Source organism: Burkholderia sp. IO2 (assembly GCF_029522185.1).
GTDB classification, from domain to species: Bacteria; Pseudomonadota; Gammaproteobacteria; order Burkholderiales; family Burkholderiaceae; genus Burkholderia; species Burkholderia cenocepacia.
The window spans coordinates 76788-93699 of record NZ_JAKWFH010000004.1 but is presented as its reverse complement, the minus strand read 5'-3'; the positions used below and the strand labels follow the sequence as shown (position 1 = coordinate 93699).

At 68.0% G+C, this 16912-nt stretch carries 14 protein-coding genes; 3 read left to right on the top strand and 11 right to left on the bottom strand.

What is annotated here, in order from left to right:
* Positions 1–33: 33 nt before the first annotated feature.
* The 6 genes from MMB92_RS03755 to MMB92_RS03730 form a co-directional block, all read right to left on the bottom strand.
* A complete protein-coding gene (locus MMB92_RS03755; RefSeq protein ID WP_006484715.1) occupies positions 34–1407 on the bottom strand; it encodes a nucleobase:cation symporter-2 family protein in 1374 nt (457 codons plus the stop codon).
* A gap of 61 nt (positions 1408–1468) precedes the next feature.
* Positions 1469–2572 (bottom strand): GTP-binding protein, encoded by a 1104-nt coding sequence (locus MMB92_RS03750; RefSeq protein WP_059721871.1) that lies wholly within the window; start codon positions 2570–2572, stop codon positions 1469–1471.
* The gene (locus MMB92_RS03745) at positions 2569–3183 is read right to left on the bottom strand and encodes a UbiX family flavin prenyltransferase (protein WP_277562534.1); all 615 of its coding nucleotides are present in this window, start codon (positions 3181–3183) and stop codon (positions 2569–2571) included. Before MMB92_RS03745 ends, MMB92_RS03750 begins: the two co-directional genes overlap by 4 nt.
* Positions 3180–4574, bottom strand: a complete 1395-nt coding sequence (locus MMB92_RS03740; protein WP_048985079.1) for a UbiD family decarboxylase — start codon at positions 4572–4574, stop codon at positions 3180–3182. Before MMB92_RS03740 ends, MMB92_RS03745 begins: the two co-directional genes overlap by 4 nt.
* Positions 4575–4649: 75 nt before the next feature.
* Positions 4650–5555, bottom strand: a complete 906-nt coding sequence (locus MMB92_RS03735) for an amidohydrolase family protein (protein ID WP_034202000.1) — start codon at positions 5553–5555, stop codon at positions 4650–4652.
* 34 nt (positions 5556–5589) lie between these two features.
* Entirely contained in the window at positions 5590–6492 is a 903-nt protein-coding gene (locus MMB92_RS03730; RefSeq protein ID WP_006498781.1) for an amidohydrolase family protein, read from the bottom strand.
* A gap of 241 nt (positions 6493–6733) precedes the next feature.
* On the opposite strand from MMB92_RS03730, the gene MMB92_RS03725 reads away from it, so the two are divergent.
* Positions 6734–7624, top strand: coding sequence for a LysR substrate-binding domain-containing protein (locus MMB92_RS03725; RefSeq protein WP_006484720.1), 891 nt, complete (start codon positions 6734–6736; stop codon positions 7622–7624).
* A gap of 10 nt (positions 7625–7634) precedes the next feature.
* On the opposite strand, the gene MMB92_RS03720 is transcribed toward MMB92_RS03725, so the two are convergent.
* Positions 7635–8528 carry a LysR substrate-binding domain-containing protein gene (locus MMB92_RS03720; protein WP_006498783.1) on the bottom strand — a complete coding sequence of 298 codons (894 nt, stop codon included), beginning with the start codon at positions 8526–8528 and terminating at the stop codon, positions 7635–7637.
* A 117-nt stretch (positions 8529–8645) separates the two neighbouring features.
* Here MMB92_RS03720 and MMB92_RS03715 point away from each other — a divergent pair, with 117 nt between their 5' ends.
* Together MMB92_RS03715 and MMB92_RS03710 are read left to right on the top strand one after the other, a co-directional pair.
* Complete coding sequence (locus tag MMB92_RS03715; protein WP_277562533.1) at positions 8646–9140, top strand: (2Fe-2S)-binding protein; 495 nt, start codon at positions 8646–8648, stop codon at positions 9138–9140.
* A gap of 1 nt (position 9141) precedes the next feature.
* Positions 9142–11388 carry a molybdopterin cofactor-binding domain-containing protein gene (locus MMB92_RS03710; protein ID WP_277562532.1) on the top strand — a complete coding sequence of 749 codons (2247 nt, stop codon included), beginning with the start codon at positions 9142–9144 and terminating at the stop codon, positions 11386–11388.
* Between the two features lie 97 nt (positions 11389–11485).
* Here the strand turns inward: MMB92_RS03710 and MMB92_RS03705 are convergent, their stop codons facing one another.
* The 4 genes from MMB92_RS03705 to MMB92_RS03690 all read right to left on the bottom strand — a co-directional run bounded on the left by MMB92_RS03705 (position 11486) and on the right by MMB92_RS03690 (position 16746).
* The gene (locus tag MMB92_RS03705) at positions 11486–12826 is read right to left on the bottom strand and encodes an amidase family protein (RefSeq protein WP_277562548.1); all 1341 of its coding nucleotides are present in this window, start codon (positions 12824–12826) and stop codon (positions 11486–11488) included.
* Between the two features lie 14 nt (positions 12827–12840).
* Positions 12841–14181, bottom strand: a complete 1341-nt coding sequence (locus MMB92_RS03700; protein ID WP_277562531.1) for an MFS transporter — start codon at positions 14179–14181, stop codon at positions 12841–12843.
* Positions 14178–15689 carry a D-aminoacylase gene (locus MMB92_RS03695; protein ID WP_277562530.1) on the bottom strand — a complete coding sequence of 504 codons (1512 nt, stop codon included), beginning with the start codon at positions 15687–15689 and terminating at the stop codon, positions 14178–14180. The genes MMB92_RS03700 and MMB92_RS03695 overlap by 4 nt, the downstream gene beginning before the upstream one ends.
* A 169-nt stretch (positions 15690–15858) precedes the next feature.
* Positions 15859–16746, bottom strand: coding sequence for a LysR family transcriptional regulator (locus MMB92_RS03690; RefSeq protein ID WP_012493516.1), 888 nt, complete (start codon positions 16744–16746; stop codon positions 15859–15861).
* Positions 16747–16912: the final 166 nt, after the last annotated feature.

The window sequence follows — 16912 nt, the reverse complement described above, 5'->3', positions numbered from 1 at the left end:
GCCGCCGTGAGGCCGCGCGCGGCATGAAGCCGGTCAGTCGCACTCGCGCGCCATCGGGCTGCGGGGCGCGGCATCGGCACGGGCATGCGTTTCAACGGGGGCGGCCGCCGGCACGCCGTTGAGCAACGCATTGAGCAGCACCGACACGAGGCAGGCGATCACGACGCCGCTGTGCAGGAACGGCTGCGTCCAGTTGGGCATGTGCGCGAACACCTTCGGCGCCATCACCGGAATCAGCGCGGTCGCGATCGTGAAGCCGACGATCAGCACGTTGTAGCGGTTGTTCTCGAAATCGACCTTCGCGAGCGTCTGCACGCCGGCCGCGACGACCACGCCGAACATCGCGATACCCGCGCCGCCGAGCGCGGCCGACGGCGTCGACGCGACGATCGCGCCGATCTTCGGCACCAGCGCGACGACGCACATCAGCACGCCGCTGACCGCGACGATCCAGCGGCTGCGCACGCCGGTCAGGATCACGAGCCCGACGTTCTCCATGAACGCGATGAACGGAAACGCGGCGAACGTGCCGGCGATCGCGCTCGCGATGCCGTTCGCACGCAGCCCGCGCACGACGTCCTCCTCGCTCACCTGTTTCTCGACGATGTCGCCGATCGCGACGAACAGGCCCATCGATTCGACCATCTGCACGATCATCACGACGACCATCGTCAGCACCGGCACGATCGCGAACACGGGCGTGCCGAAATGGAACGGGTAGGGCACGGTGAACCACGGCGCGGCCGCGACGTTCGTGAAGTTGCCCATCCCGAGCGCAATCGCGAGCAGGCTGCCGGCCACCAGCCCGATCAGCACCGACAGGTTGCGCAGGAACGCGTTCGCGAAGCGGTTGACCGCGAGGATCACGACCGCGACGACGAGCGCGACCGCGAGGAACGACAGCTCGCCGAACTGCAGCTTCGCCGCGTCGCCGCCGCCGGCCCACTGATATGCGACCGGAAACAGCTGCAGCCCGATCACGGTGACGATGCAGCCCGTCACGACCGGCGGGAACAGGCGGCGCAGCCGGCCGACCAGCGGCGCCGCGAAGGTCGTGATGATGCCCGCGCCGATCACCGCGCCGCACACGCCGGCGAACCCGACGCCCGGCGTCAGGCCGATCGCGATCACCGGGCCGACGCTGCTGAACGCGACGCCCTGCAGGATCGGCAAGCGCACGCCGAGCTTCCACACGCCGACCGTTTGCAGGATCGTCGAGATGCCGGAACAGAACAGCGCGGTGCTGATCAGCACGGTCGTATCGGCGGGCGACATCTTCAAGGCCGATGCGACGATCAGCGGCACCGCGATCGCGCCGATATACGCGACGAGCATGTGCTGCAGGCCGAGCGTCAGCATCTGGCGGCGCGGCAGGACCCGATCGACGGGATGTGAAGCAGAGTTCATGGGCGTGTCTCCTGAGGTTCGTTATCGGGCGGGCGCATGGCGCACCCGCCTGGCGTGCCCGTCAGGCCGCGACCGGCGCGGCGAGACAGGCATGGAAACGGTCGGTCAGCGCGGCGCGATCGAGATCGCGGCCGATGAAAACGATGCGCGACGAGCGCGGCTCGCAGCCCCACGCCTGCGCGGCGCGCAGTTCGATCACGCCGTGCACGCCCTGCAGCACGTAGCGCTGCGCGCGACCCTGCACGGCGAGGATGCCCTTCATCCGGAACAGGTTCGCGGTGTCGGCGCGGCGCAGCTCGCCGAGCCAGGCTTCGAGCGCGTCGAGATCGACGTCCGCGTCGACTTCGATGCCGACCGAAGACACGCTTGCGTCGTGTTCGTGGTGATCGTCGTGGTGGTCGTGCGGATGATCGCCGTGTGCGTCGTGGCCGTGCGCATGCGTGTGTTCGTGTTCGTCCGCATGCGGCGCCTCGACCGCCAGTCCGTCGCTCTCGACGAGAATCTGCGCGAATTCGTTCGCGCCGATCCCGAGGATGCGATCGAGATCGACCTGCGCGTAGCTCGACGTCACGATCTCGGCGGTGCTGTTCAACTCGCGCAGCCGCGCGGTCAGCGCGCCGACGTCCGTCGCGTCGACGAGATCGACCTTGTTGATGACGATGCGGTCCGCGCAGACGATCTGGTCGACCGCCTGGTTGTCGCGGCCGTCGAGCACGAGATCGTCGAGGTGCGCGCGAATGTGCTTCGCGTCGACCATCGTGACGACCGCATCGAGCGCGACTTCCTTCGCGATCGGATCGTCGAGAAAGAAGGTTTGCGCGACCGGATACGGATCGGCGAGCCCGCTCGTCTCGACGATGATGTGATCGAGCCGGTCGGGCCGGGCGACCAGCATCCGCACGATCCGCACGAGATCCTCGCGCACCGCGCCCACGCAGCACACGCAGCCGTTCGTCATCTCGTAGATTTCCTCGGTCGATTCGAGCACGAGGCCGCCGTCGATGCCGATTTCGCCGAACTCGTTCTCGATCACCGCGATCTTGCGGCCGTGTTTCTCGCGCAGGATATGGTTCAGCAGCGTGGTCTTGCCCGCGCCGAGGAAGCCGGTCAGCACGGTGACCGGAATCTTCTGGACGTCGCTGTGGGTGGTATGGATGTGGGTCATGACGCGTCTCCGTTGAGTCGGTTGGGCTGCGGATGGGGCCGTGATTCGCTGTCTTTCCAGCGATGGACGGTGCGGGAATCGAGGTCGAACAGGTCGAGCACGCGGCCGAGCGTGTGGTCGATCATCTGCTCGAGGGACGCGGGACGCGCATAGAACGCCGGCACGGGCGGCGCGACGATCGCCCCCATCTCGGTCGCGGCGGCCATGTTGCGCAGGTGCGTGAGCGTGTACGGCGTTTCGCGTGCGAGCAGCACGAGCCGGCGGCGCTCCTTGAGCGCGACGTCGGCGGCGCGCGCGATCAGGCCCGCCGACAGCCCGCTCGCGATCTCGGCGAGCGTCTTCATCGAGCACGGCGCGACGATCATCCCGAGCGTGCGGAACGAGCCGCTCGCGATCGGCGCAGCGATGTCGTCGTTGCGGTACAGCACGCTCGCGTGCGCGGCGACGTCGGACAGCTTGAAATCGGTCTCGTGCGCCATCGTCAGCGCGGCGGCGCGGGACACGACCACGTGGGTCTCGATGTCGAGTTCGCGCAGCAGCGCGAGCAGCCGTATCCCGTACACGAAGCCGGACGCGCCGCTGATGCCGACCACGAGCCGCCGCGCGCTCATCGCGGCGCTCCGGCGAGTTGCGCGACGAGGTGCGCGGCACGCTGCATTGCAGCGTCGCCGACCCGGGCGCGCACGCCGTCGAAGCGCGCGCCGCGGGTCGCGTCGACGCCCATTCGCGACGTCGTGCCGTCGGCCGACGACGATGGGTCGAGCGGGCTGCCGGGCAGCCCGTCGACGACGAACAGGTCGCGATGCGGCTGGAAGTGCGTCGCGATCGCCCACAGCACCTGCGCGTCGTCGGTGATGTCGATGTCGCTGTCGACCGCGACGACGTTCTTCAGGTACGGGTCCCAGCCGAGCAACGCGAGCATGATCTGGCGCGCCTCGCCGTCGCGCGACTGCTTCAGCGCGACGTAGCAGTGAAAATGCGTGCCGGAATTCGGATAGTGGATCGCGGTGACGGCCGGAAAGCGCGCCTTGAGCTTCTCGCTCATCTCGGCTTCGCGCGGCAGCCGCGCGAGTGTCAGGTGTTCCGCGTACGGGCCGCCGACGACGTCGACGAGCCATGCGTCGTCGCGCCGCATCATCGTGTCGACGCGCAGCACGTTGTTGGTCGAGCGATCCGACGAGTAGCCGGTGAATTCGCCGAACGGGCCTTCTTCGGCGTGCGCATCGGGATCGATCGTGCCCTCGAGCACGAACTCGGCGGCGGCGGGTACGCCGATGCCGTGGCGCGGCGTGCGCACGAGCTGCAACGGCGCGCCGAACAGCCCGCCCGCGATCGCGCGTTCGTCCGCGCCGAACGGCACGCGCGCGGCGGCCGCGAGCATGACGAGCGGATGCGCGCCGATCACCATCGCGACTTTCAGCGTGTCGCCGCGGGCTTTCGCGGTTTGCAGCATCCGCCACAGATGGCCGCGCGAATGCAGGCTCGTCGCCAGCGCGTTGCGCGCGTGCGGCATCGAGCGGTGATAGCTCAGGTTCGCGATGCCCGTCACCGGATCTTCGGCGACGATCACCGCGTTGGTCACGTATGGCCCGCGATCCGTTTCGAAGTGGCGGATCATCGGCAGGTGCGCGAGATCGACCGCGTCGCCTTCGACCACATGATCGAGCACGGGGCCGTGCGGCACGACGACCGGCGCGACGGGCGCGTTCGCGCGCTGCTGCCACGCGTCGAACAGCCCGTTCGCGTCGACGCCGAACAGCCGGCCGATACGCGTGCGGGACGCGAAGACGTTGGTGACGAGCGGCGTCGACAGGCCGTCGATGCGCTCGCAGACGAGCATCTCGTGCCGGCCGCGCGCGGCGAGCGACGCGACGACGGCGGTGACGTCCTGGTCGGCGGACAGCGGCTGCGCGATCGTCAGCACGTCGTCCGGAAAGCGTTCGCGATAGGCGGTCGCGAAGTGATGAAAATCCTGCTGCTCGGCGAAAAGGCTCGACGCCATGATGCACTCCGTCGGATGCGGAAGGGAAAAGGCCGGACCGCGTGCACGGCGGCACGCGGTCCGGGCGCCGGCGCGTTACACGTAGGTCGCCGTCAGGCGCTTCCGTGCTTCGTCGAGATCCTTCGGCGGCCTGGTCGGCTCGATGCCGACGAGGCGGGCGATGTTGTTGCCCATGTAGTCCTCGAGGCCGTCCTCGTCGAGATCCATCCCCTGCGGCGCGGGCCCGCACAGCATTTCCAGCTCGCGCAGCCACATGCCGGGCTCGTTCGGCGGCGAATCGGTGCCGAACACGATCTTGTTGCGCGGCAGCTCGCGCGCGAATTCGACGATCCGCGACTGGTAGCACCAGCCCGATTCGCAATACACGTTCGGCGTGTCCATCGCCATCCAGAACGCTTCGAACGAGTAGTTGCCGCCCGTCTGGATGCCGAAGTGACCGATGATGAAGTTCACCATCGGAAACTCGCGGATGATCGGGTAGAACTGCGTCGGAATCGTGTATGGCCCGTCGCCCGTATGGATCAGCACGACGGTGTTGTACTTTGCGCACACCTTCATCGCTGGGCGCAGCCAGTCGAGCGCGCGGTCCGGCCGGTAGCCGTGCATGTTCGCGTGCAGCTTCACCATCTTGAAGCCGTACTCCCTGATGTGGAATTCCAGCTCCGCCGCGCCGTTTTCCGGGCCCCAGCGCGGGTTGTACGTGAAGTTGCCGATGAAGCGGTCGGGGTACTTCTGCGTGAGTTCGGCGATGTACGCCATGTAGTCGCGAATGCCGTCTCGGCCGCGGCGATTGCCGTCGCGATAGCCGGTGTTGCCGGGCGGCGGCTGGATGAATCCCATGTCGATGCGGCGCGGCTTGCCGTTGATGATGTACGGGCCGTCCATCATCTTCAGCAGGCGTTCGCCGGTGAACGGTTCGCCGGTATGGCGCCACGCCTCGTCGACGAGGTTGGTGGGGTGCAGGTGCGTATCGATGATCATGCAATGCTCCGGAATCGGGAGAGAGGGGCGCGCGTCAGGCGGCGAGCAACGCTTTCGCTTCGTCGACGGTGCGCGGCGCGGGCGTCGGTTCGAGGCCGATCATGCGCGCCGTGTTGTTGCCGAGGTAATCCTCGAGCGTGTCCTCGTCGAGATTCATCCCTTGCGGCGGGTCGAAGCACAGCACTTCGAGCAGGCGCAGCCACATGCCCGGTTCGTTCGGCGGCGTGTCGGAGCCGAACAGGATCTTGTGCTTCGGCAGCACCTTCGCGAATTCGACGATGCGCGATTGCAGGCACCAGCCCGATTCGCAATACACGTTCGGCAGATCCATCGCGAGCTGGAACGGCTCGAAGCAGTAGACGCCGCCCGTCTGCACACCGAAGTGCGCCATGATGAAATTGACCGTCGGGAATTCCTTGATCATCGGCACCCACTCGGTCGGGATGCTGTACGGGCCGTCGCCGGTATGCAGCTTCACGAGCACGCCGAGTTCCGCGCATTTCTTCAGCGCGGGACGCAGCCAGTCGAGCGCGCGGTCGGGCCGATACGCATGCATGTTGGCCTGGAATTGCACCATCTTGAAGCCGAGCTTGCGCACGTAGTGATCGATCGCGTTCACGCCGTTCTCCACGCCGCAGCGCGGGTTGTAGACGAAGCAGCCGATGAAGCGGTCGGGATGCCGGCGCACCATCTCGACCGTGTACGCCATGTACGCGTCGATCGATTCGGTGCCCGATTTTTCGCCGTCGGTATACGTATAGATGGTGTTGCCTTGCGGCGGCTGGATGAACGCCTTGTCCACGCGGCGCGGCTTGCCGTTGATGAGGAACGGGCCGTTCATCGTCTCGATCAGGCGTTCGCCGGTGAACGGCGGGCCGTCGTGGCGCCACGCGAGGTCGACGAGATTCGTCGGGTAACAGCTGGTGTCGATGATCATCTACTCGATCTCCTTGAGAGGAACCGGAAAAGCCGGTTGCCGGGTCGCGGGCAGGCACGTCGATGAAGCGACCTGTCGGTCGGATTCATGCGGCCCTTTGCAAGGCGCTTTTTTTTCGCGCCTTCCCCTCGCCGGCATCGAGTGACACACTGCGGCGTGCACTGCTGCTTGAGACCGAGTGTCACAAGCCGAATGTGCTCTGTACAATATTTTTTACTGACGCTCTTGATACGTTTGCGATATGGACATGCGTGTGTTGCGTTACTTCGCGGTGCTGGCCGACGAACTGCATTTCGGGCGCGCCGCCGCGCGGCTCCATATCTCCCAGCCGCCGCTGAGCCAGCAGATCCGGCTGCTGGAAGAGCAGCTCGGCACCGCGCTGTTCGTGCGCTCGCAGCATCGCGTCGCACTCACGGAGGCAGGGAAAACACTGAAGGAACAGGTGCCGCTGATCGTCGCGCAGTTCGATCGCGCGATCGATCTGACGCGGTGCGCGGGGCGTGGCGAAGTCGGGCGCCTCGCGGTCGGCATCATCAGCTCGGCGATGGTCGCGCCGATCCCACACGCGTTGCGCGTGTTCGCCGAACGCCATCCGCACGTGCACTGGTCGCTGCACGAGATGACGCCGGCCGCGCAGATCGATGCGCTGAAGGAGAAGCGGCTCGACGTGTGCTTCTTCCGGCTGTTCCAGGACGATCCGTCGATCCGCAGCGAGATCGTCGTGCGCGAGACGGCCGTGGCCGTGCTGCCGCCAGGCCATCCGCTCGCATCACGCGCTGCGATCGCGCTCGGCGAGCTGGCCGGCGAGCAGTTCGTGTCGTTCGGCCTGCGGCATTCGCAACTGGCGCGCTTCCTGCAGCAGAGTTGCGTCGATGCGCGCTTCACGCCGCGGATCGCGCACGAGGTCGTCGAAGTGCACACGCTGCTGTCGCTGGTGCGCGAAGGGCTGGGCGTCGCGCTGCTGCCGGCGTCGTCGCGGCAGATCTCGACGGGCGGCGTCGCGTTCGTGCCGCTGTTGCCGCCGGCGCTCGAGGTATCGCTGCAGGCGCGTTACCGCGCGGACGATACGTCGGCGGTGCTCGGCGCATTTCTCGATACCGTGCGCGAGGTCGCGGCGGAATTCACCGCCTGAAGCGCGCGGGTCAGCGCGCGAGCGATTGCATGACCAGCGCGCCGATCGCGTCGATCAGCGGTTTCACGCGTGCGTGCCGCTCGCGCGGCCAGATCGCATGGAGGTTGTAGTGGGTCGGAATCGCGATCGTGCAGAGCTCGACGAGCCGGCCGTCGCGCAATGCATCGGCGGCGAGCAGCCCGCGCACCAGTCCCGCGCCGCACCCTGACGCCAGCGTCGCGACGAGCCCGGCCGCGTTGTCGAACACGGCGATCGTCTCCGGTTCGACGGGCGCCAGCCCGGCCGCTTCGAGCCACGGAATCCACGAACGCTTCGTATAGCCGAGCAGCGGCAGCTCCAGCACCTGCTCGGGCGCGAGCGGCGCGGCGAGCCCGTAGCGGGCGAGCAGTGCCGGTGCGGCCATCGCGGTCAGCCGGTCGGGGCAGACCAATGCGCTGTCCACGCCTTCCCATTCCCCGTAGCCATAGCGCAGCGCAATATCGACACGATCGAACGCATCGCGGTCGTGGCGCGGCGCGGACAGCACCGTCAGCGTCGTGCCGCCGAGCGTGCGCATCAGTTCCGGCAGCCGTGCGGGCAGCCAACCCTGCATCAGTTCGGGATCGACGTCGAGCCGGAGCGACGGCGCGGTCGTGCGCCCCTTGACCGACGACAGCGCGCGATCGATCTGTTCGAGCCCGTCCGACAACTGGTTCGCGAACAGCGTCCCCGCGTCGGTCAGGATCACGCGGCCGCCGGCCCGCGCGAACAGCGGCTGGCCGATGAATTCCTCGAGCGAGCGGATCTGCTGGCTGATCGCGCTGTGCGTGAGCGCCAGCTGACGCGCCGCGCTCGAAAAACTGCCGACCCGCGCGGCCTGCAGGAACGCCTGCATCGACTGGATCGAAGGGTATCGCTTGAGCATCTGTTAGTCCGACTGACAGGGATTCGACGAAATGATCGCTGGCGTGGCCGCCCATCGCGTTTCGATAATGCTCCGAAACCGCGCACCGCCCCATGAATGCGAATCAGGAGACTGCACATGATCGACATCGTCGTGAACGATACACGCCATTCGCTCGAGGATGTACCGGACGACATGCCGTTGCTGTGGGTGCTGCGCGACCGGCTCAGGCTCACCGGCACGAAGTTCGGCTGCGGCAAGGGCCTGTGCGGCGCGTGCACCGTGCATCTCGAAGGGCAGGCCGTGCGGTCGTGCCTGATCCCCGCTGTCGCCGCGAACGGGCGGCACGTGACGACGATCGAAGGGCTGTCGCCGGACGGGCGCCATCCGCTGCAGCTTGCATGGGTGGCGGAGGACGTGCCGCAATGCGGCTATTGCCAGCCAGGGCAGCTGATGCAGGCCGCCGCGCTGCTGAACGGCAGGCAGCCGGTGGATGACGCGGCGATCGTGTCGGCGATGTCGGGCAACATCTGCCGCTGCGGCACCTATGCACGGATTCACCGTGCGATCAGGCGTGCGGCCGCCGGCGATCCGGCGTTGGAGGCTGCCGCCGAACCCGTGAAGGAGGCGTGACATGCGCGACGATCACGCAACGGATGCACCGAGCACCGACGACACGCCGCGTCGTCGCTTTCTCAGACAGACTTCCGCGCTGTTCGCCGCCGGCATCGCGATCGGTTTCCGGATGCCCGATGCGGCCGCCGCGGGCAAGCGTGCGAGCGGCGATCCGCATCCGTCCGCGGGCGAATTCGAACCGAACGCATGGGTGCGCGTGCTGCCCGACGACACGATCAAGCTGGTCGTGCACAAGCACGATTCGGGCACCGGCACGCGTACCGCGCTCGCGGCGGTGGTGGCGGAGGAACTCGACGTCGATCCGTTTCGCGTCGACGTGATCACGCCGGAAGATCCGTTCTTCGCCGACTACATCCATCCGCTGTGGAAGGTGTTCTCGACCGGCGGCAGCACGAGCGTCGCGATGGAATACGAGCGGTTGCGTCGCGCGGGTGCGACTGCGCGGGCGATGCTGGTGGCCGCGGCGGCGCGGCAATGGAGCGTGCCCGCCTCGACGTGCACGACGGCCGATGGCGCCGTGCTGCATGCGGCGAGCGGGCGCCGTGCGACATACGGGTCGCTTGCGCAGGCCGCCGCGCAACTGCCCGCACCGACGCAGTTCGCGCTGAAGGACCCCGCGCAGTTCCGCTACATCGGCAAGCTGCGCAGCAAGCGCGGCGCCGCGCAGAAGGCCGATGGTTCGTTTCCGTACAGCATCGACGTGTCGCTGCCCGGGATGCGGGTGGCGGTCGTCACGCGCGCGCCGGTGATCGACGGCCGCGTGCGCAGCGTCGACGCGAAGGCCGCGCTGGCGATTCCCGGCGTGCGCGAGGTATTGCAGATTCCGCCGCGCCCCGACGTGCTCGGCGGCAACCAGGCCGGCGTCGCGGTGCTCGCGGACGATTACTGGTCGGCCCACAAGGGACAGGCCGCGTTGACGATCGAATGGGAGGACAGCCTGTTCGAGACGTTCGACAGCGGCACGCTCGCCGCGCGTCAGGCGGCGTGGATCGACGATCCGACCGCGCGCGTCGTACCGACGATCGCCGACGGCGATCCCGCGCATGCGAAAGCGCCCGGCGCACGCACGATCGAAGCGTCGTATTCGATGCCGCACAAGGCCGCGAATCCGCTGGAACCGATCAACCTCACCGTGTGGGCGCACGACGGCGGCATCGAATACTGGGGCGGGCTGCAGGTGCCGTCCACCGCGATGGAAGCGGCCGACGTGATCGGCGGCATTCCCGCACATCGCGTGACGTTGCACGAGCTCGTGTCGGGCGGCAGTTTCGGCGCGCGCGAAGCGAAGTACTGGCTGTTCGAGGCGACGTGGCTCGCGGTGAAGACGGGCAAGCCCGTGAAGCTGATGAACAGCCGCGAGGACGAGATGCGCGCGTTGTTCTATCACGCGGCGAGCCACCACCGTGCGCGTGCGGTGCTCGATGCGCAGGGCAATCTCGCGTCGCTGTGGCTGCGTGGCGTGATGCCCGCGTCGCCGCAGCAGTGGGAGCCCGGTTATCTCGAGCGCACCGACCGGATGGATTTCAGCACGACCGAAGCGCTCACCAAATGGGAGTTCGCGTACCGTGCGCCGCATCGCGATATCGGCTGGATCCGCATGGAGACGGGCGTGCCGACCGGCTGGTTTCGCGCGGTGAGCTACATCCCCAACGTATTCGCCGTCGAATCGGTGATGGACGAAGCCGCGCATGCGGCGAAGCGCGACCCGGTCGAATTCCGGCTCGCGCACATGCATGACCGGCCACGTCATGCGGCCGTGCTGCGGGAGGCCGCGCGGCGTGCCGGCTGGGGGCAGCCGCTGCCGGACGGCGTCGCGCTCGGCGTGGCGACGAACCAGGCGTACGACAGCTATGTCGCGGTGGTCGCGCGGGTCGTGCGCCAGGACGGCGCGGTGAAGGTGGAGAAGCTCACGTGCGTGGCCGATTGCGGGATCGCGGTGTCGCCGTCGGGCGTCGACGAGCAACTGTACGGCGGGCTGATGTGGGGGCTCGGCCATGCAACCGCCGATCGCATCGATTTCAAGCACGGCCGCGTGCAGCAGTCGAATTTCGATACGTATCGCGTGATGCGGATGCGCGACATGCCCGACACCGACATCCATGTCGTGCAGGGCGATCCGGCGAAGCCGGGCGGGGTGGGGGAACTGTCGAGCCCCGCGGTGACGCCTGCGATCGCGAATGCGGTGTTCAGGCTGACGGGCACGCGGTTGCGGGAGACGCCGTTCGATTTGTCGGCGTTGACATAGCACGCGAAAGACAGTCGCGGCGACGCGCAGCATGCGCGGCGGGGATTGTTTCGCACGATCAGGCGCTTCGCACGGGGCATGCCGTACCGGGGCCCGGCTAACGAATCATCGCGCGCCATGCGGCCGAGAATTGCCGCGCGGCGACGAAGCACGCGGTGTCGTCGCTGGGCGAGCCGATCAACTGCACGCCGACCGGCAGTTCACCCGACGCGAAGCACGGTGCGCTGACGACCGGCAGCCCCGCGAATGAAATCGGTTGCGTGAGCAGGCCGAGCGCCTTCGCGGGGGCGAGCGCGACGCCGTTGATATCGACGGTTGCGTCGGCGAAGTGCGGCGCCGCGCACGGCGTCGCAGCGGCCAGCAGGACGTCGTAGCACGCGAACAGCGCTTCGAGGCGCGTGCGCCACGCGGCACGGCAGGCGAGCGCCTCGCGATACACGGCGCCGGGGACGGCGAGGCCGATTCCGATGCGCGAGCGCAGGTGTTCGGATACGAGTGCCGCCGGCCCGTCGAGCAACCCGCTATGGGCGCGTGCCAGCTCCACATTCGAGATCACGAGCGCCGCTTCGCGCACGTTCGCAACTTCGTCGCTGCCGACAGACACCGATTCGCGCGCCCGCAGGCAGGCGGCCACGCGCCGGACGGCGCGTTGCGCATCCGCATCGGCATGTGTTTCGAAATCGTCAGTCAGCACGGCGACGCGTAGCGGCACGCCCGGATCGCGCACCGGCTTCGAGCGCGGCGCATGGGCTTCGCACAGCGTGTCGTACAGCACCGCGAGATCGTCGATATCGTTCGCGAACCCGCCGACGGTATCGAGCGATGCGGCATACGGCAGGCAGCCGGTCCGCGACAGCCGCCCGTCGCCGGGGCGGAATCCCCATACGCCGCACAGCGCCGCCGGCGCGCGAATCGATCCGTTCGTATCGCTGCCTAGCGCGAGCGGCACGTATCCGGCGGCAACCGCGGCGGCGGAGCCGCTCGACGAGCCGCCCGTCATGCGCGTCGGGTCGGCCGGCAGGTGCACCGCGCCGTAGTGCGGATTCACGCCGGTGGCGCCGCATGCGAGTTCGTCCATGTGGGTTGCGCCGATCGGGACCGCGCCGGCCGCACGCAATCGTGCGACCGTTGCCGCGTCGGCGCTGGCGGGTGGCAACGCGGCGCGCGCGGGCGATCCCGCGACCGTCGGGTAGCCCGCCACGTCGACATTCCACTTCACGAGGAACGGCACGCCTGCCAAGGGGCCCGGGTCGTCCCCGTCCCGCACGAGGCGGTCGACGCGCAGCGCGTCGCGCCGTGCCCGTTCGTCGAAAGTGCGTGCGCAGGCATTGATCGCGTCATCGCGCGCGGCGATGTCGGCGAGCACGGTTTGCACGAGCGACTCCGCGCTCACCCGCCCGCTGCGCACGCCCGCCGCCAATGCCAGCGCACTGCGCATCGAAGGCGCCGCGCTCATGAGCGCACCATGAGCCGACGCGGAATCGCCAGGATCAGCGCGGCGGCGGCGAACAGCGTGAAGGCGAGCAGCGCGACACCGAGTTCGGTGCTGCCGGTCAATCCCGCTGCATAGCCCATCAGCGTCGGCCCGACGAATCCCGCGACGGCCGCGCCGATATTGACGAGCCCGGCGCCGCCCGCGGCCGCTTCGCCCGCGAGAATCCGCGACGGCAGGCTCCAGAACATCGCGAGCGTGCTCATGATGCCGGCCACACCCGCGGTCAGGCACGCGACCGCAAGCACGGGATGCGCGCGCATTCCGAGGCTCGCGAGCAACGCAACGCCGCCGAGCGCGACCGGCAGCGCCGTATGCCAGCGGCGCTCGCCGGTTCGCACCGAATGCTGCGCGTTCGCGACCATGGCGACCGACGCGACCAGATACGGGAAGGCGCTGACCAGCCCGATTTCGAGGTTGCTCGGCGATCCGAGCGCCTTGACCATCGTCGGCATCCAGAACACGAGCCCGTAGTTGCCGACGTTGTAGAGGAATGACGTCGCGAACAGCAGCCACAGGGTCGGCTCGCGCAGCGCAGCGCCGAGCCGGGTACGCTTGCCGGCCGCTTCCTGAGCCATTTCCGCGTGGATCATCCGTTTTTCCGTATCGGTCAGCCAGGCTGCGTCGTCGATCCGTTCCGTCACGCGGGCGAGCAGATAGCCGCCAAGCACGATGGCGGGCAGGCCTTCGATCAGGAACATCCACTGCCAGCCGCGCAACCCGAAGTCGCCGTGCGTGGCGTCCATGATCCAGCCGGACAGCGGGCCGCCGACGATCACGCCGAGCGGCATCGCGAGAAACAGGAACGCCATGACCTTCGCGAGCCGGTGCGACGGAAACCACACGCTGAAGTACGCGATCACGGCCGGAAAGAAGCTTGCTTCGGTCACGCCGAGCAGGAAGCGCAACGCATAGAAGCTCGCGGTGTCGCGGGTCGCGAGCGTGGCGACCGACACGACGCCCCACGTCAGCATCGAGCCGGCGAGACAGCGCTTCACGCCGATCCGCCGCACGAGCCAGCCGGCCGGCACCTGCAGCAGCAGGTAGCCGACGAAGAACAGGCCCGCGCCGACGCCGTAGGCCGCGTCGGTGAGATGCAGGTCGGTCACCATCTGCAGCTTCGCGAAGCCGACGTTGACACGGTCGAGATAGCCGAAGAAATAGCAGACCAGGATCAGCGGAACGATGCGTCGGCTCAGGCGCGCATAAAGTGCGTCGAGCCCGGGCGTGGCGGATTCGGCGTGCGGCCTCGAGCCGCGGTGCAAGCCGCGCGGCGTGGCGGCGCCGTTGGGATTCGTCATGGTGACTCCGTGCAGGTTGACTCGGGGCCGGTTGTCGCGATCGCGCGAGCGCGCGTCGCCGCCAGGCGATCCTGGACGTCGCGGCGCAGCGCCCGGCCGGGACGCGCGCCGGTGTGACGGCCATGTTCGAGCACGGCCCGTCCGTTGACGAAGACGTGTTCGATGCCTTCGGGGCGTAGCGTCGGGCTCGCGAACGTCGCGCGATCGATCACGCGTGCCGGATCGAACACGACGAGATCGGCGTAGTGACCGACCGCGAGCCGTCCGCGCCGTGCGATGCCGAACTGCTCGGCTGTGAGGCCCGTCATCTTGCGCACGGCGGTTTCCAGCGGGAACAGGCCGCGCTCGCGGGAGAATTCGCCGAGCACTCGCGGGAACGTGCCCCACAACCGCGGATGGGGGCGCTTGTCGTTGGGCAGTCCATCCGAGCCGACCATCGTCAGCTCGTGCCGAATGATGCGCTCGACATCCGCCTCGTCCATGACGAAGTAAATCGCGCCGGCGGGGCGTAGCGCGTCGATTGTGGCGTCCACCGAATTGCCGAACAGCGGCAGCAGTTCGTGGAAATCGCGGCCCGCGAGTTCGGGATGCGGCTTCGACCAGCCGAGAATCACGCGGGACGACTGACGGACGCGATCCGCGCGCAGCATCGTCGACGTGGCCGGATACGGATGACAGTCGAGACACAGCGGTTGCAGCTTGCGCCGCGCGTCGATATGCGCGAGCGTTTCGACCGAGCGGCCGTGGTTGGCCTTGCCGGCCACCTTGTGATGCGACAGCACGACGCGCACGTCGAGCGCGCGGCCGATCGAGAACGCTTCGTCGAGCGATGCGATGATCGCATCGGTTTCGTCGCGCAGGTGCGTCGCGAATACGCCGCCCGTCTCGCGCAGCGGCGCGCACACGTCGATCAGTTCTTCCGTCGGCGCGCCTGCCGCGGGCGGATAGAAGGTGCCCGACGAGACGCCGAACGCACCGGCCGCCATCGCTTCGCGTACGTCGGCTGCCATCGCCGCGATTTCGGTTGCGCTGGCCGCGCGGTCGAGATCGGCCATGTGCCGCACGCGCAGCGTCGAGTGGCCGATCAGGGCCGCTGTATTGACGGCGGCGGGCGTCGCGTCGAGCGCGTCGAGATAGGCGCGAAAGGACGGGAAGCGGAATGCCTGCCACGCGCCCAGCAGGTCGAGCGGCTGCGGCACCTCGCGGTTGGCGAGCAGCGGGGCGAGACTGATTCCGCAATTGCCGGCGATCACCGTGGTGATACCCTGCGCAACCTTCGGCTCGACGTCGGGATCGGTCAGCACGAATGCGTCATCGTGCGTGTGACTGTCGATGAAACCCGGCGCGACGACGAGGCCGCCCGCATCGAGCGTGTGCGAGGCCGTCGCGCCGCCCAGATCGCCGATCGCGGCGATGCGCTCGCCCGTTACGCCGAGATCGGCCTCGAAGCGTGCGGCCCCGGTGCCGTCGATCAGCTCGCCGCGACGCAGGATCACGTCGAAATGCATGGTGGTTCCTCCAGAATCCGCGCGGAGCCGGGCCGCGCCCGTTTCCGTCGTTCATGTTCGCCACCATCGTCTCCAGCCATTTTTCGCGAGTCCAATGCCGTTCGGCTCGCGATTCATGCGAAACCGGCATCAATGCGGGCGCTGTCGCGCCGTCGTGTGGCCCGCGGCGTTATGCGAACGACGCCTGCACCAGCGCAAGGAGGTCGCTCGCGAAGCTGGACATCGAGATGGCGCGATGCCGCACGATGCCGACCCGGCGCTCGATCGTCGGGCTCGCGATCGGCACCGTGCGTACCGCGGGCGAACCGTAAGCACGCAGCGCACTCTCCGGCAGGATCGCGCAACCGACCCCGGCCGCTACCAGTGCGGCAACGCACGAGATGTGCTCGACCTCATAGAACCAGCGGGTTCGTACCGCTTCCTGGCCCATCAGCATTTCGAGCAGCAGGCGATTGCCGCTGTCGCGACCGCCGATGATCAGCTTGGCGTGCCGCAGTTCACCGAGCGTGACGGCGTCGGCGTGCGCCAGCGGATCGGCGTCGTGGGCCGCGAGCACGTAGCGGTCGGTGAAGAGCGGCTCGAACACGAGATCGTCGTCGTCGCCGGGATGCAGGCTCACGCCGAATTCGGCGATGCCCGCGCGCACTTGCGACAGCACGAAGTCGTGATTGCCGTCGAGGATCTGCACGGCGACGTGCGGATACTTGGCGGCGTAGCGACGCAGCACGTCGGGCAGCGCCTGAGCGACGACCGTCGGGATCGACGCGAGCCGTACCTTGCCGTATCGCTTTTGCGCGATGTCCTGGATCGACGACAGCATCATCCCGAGCTGCGCGATCTGCTCGCGCGCCATCGGCAGGAACTGGCGGCCGACACCCGTCAGCGTCACGCTGCGGGTGGTGCGCTGGAACAACTCGACACCGAGCGTCTGTTCGAGTTTCTGGATGCGGCGCGACAGTCCCGGCTGGGTCAGGTTCAGCTTTTCCGCCGCGCGATGGAACGTGCCGAGTTCCGCAACGGCGACGAAGGCTTCGAGTTCCGAGTTTTCGACTTTCATGGCGTTCCAGTAGTTGACCGACTCCGGCATGCCGACGTATCGCGGCAGGCCTCGCGGATATTCTCGCCGGTCCTCGCTTCATGATCGCCGTAAGCGTACATGCATTGCCGGCCGGGTCGGCGACGAGTGGCCCGCGTACTGACGCACGAGCTGTCGCAGCGTTGAC

Excerpts from the sequence above, each read along its gene's own strand:
- MMB92_RS03755 (WP_006484715.1), bottom strand. The coding sequence starts at position 1,407 with ATGAACTCTGCTTCACATCCCGTCGATCGGGTCCTGCCGCGCCGCCAG.
- MMB92_RS03750 (WP_059721871.1), bottom strand. The coding sequence starts at position 2,572 with ATGACCCACATCCATACCACCCACAGCGACGTCCAGAAGATTCCGGTC.
- MMB92_RS03745 (WP_277562534.1), bottom strand. The coding sequence starts at position 3,183 with ATGAGCGCGCGGCGGCTCGTGGTCGGCATCAGCGGCGCGTCCGGCTTC.
- MMB92_RS03740 (WP_048985079.1), bottom strand. The coding sequence starts at position 4,574 with ATGGCGTCGAGCCTTTTCGCCGAGCAGCAGGATTTTCATCACTTCGCG.
- MMB92_RS03735 (WP_034202000.1), bottom strand. The coding sequence starts at position 5,555 with ATGATCATCGATACGCACCTGCACCCCACCAACCTCGTCGACGAGGCG.
- MMB92_RS03730 (WP_006498781.1), bottom strand. The coding sequence starts at position 6,492 with ATGATCATCGACACCAGCTGTTACCCGACGAATCTCGTCGACCTCGCG.
- MMB92_RS03725 (WP_006484720.1), top strand. The coding sequence starts at position 6,734 with ATGGACATGCGTGTGTTGCGTTACTTCGCGGTGCTGGCCGACGAACTG.
- MMB92_RS03720 (WP_006498783.1), bottom strand. The coding sequence starts at position 8,528 with ATGCTCAAGCGATACCCTTCGATCCAGTCGATGCAGGCGTTCCTGCAG.
- MMB92_RS03715 (WP_277562533.1), top strand. The coding sequence starts at position 8,646 with ATGATCGACATCGTCGTGAACGATACACGCCATTCGCTCGAGGATGTA.
- MMB92_RS03710 (WP_277562532.1), top strand. The coding sequence starts at position 9,142 with ATGCGCGACGATCACGCAACGGATGCACCGAGCACCGACGACACGCCG.
- MMB92_RS03705 (WP_277562548.1), bottom strand. The coding sequence starts at position 12,826 with ATGCGCAGTGCGCTGGCATTGGCGGCGGGCGTGCGCAGCGGGCGGGTG.
- MMB92_RS03700 (WP_277562531.1), bottom strand. The coding sequence starts at position 14,181 with ATGACGAATCCCAACGGCGCCGCCACGCCGCGCGGCTTGCACCGCGGC.
- MMB92_RS03695 (WP_277562530.1), bottom strand. The coding sequence starts at position 15,689 with ATGCATTTCGACGTGATCCTGCGTCGCGGCGAGCTGATCGACGGCACC.
- MMB92_RS03690 (WP_012493516.1), bottom strand. The coding sequence starts at position 16,746 with ATGAAAGTCGAAAACTCGGAACTCGAAGCCTTCGTCGCCGTTGCGGAA.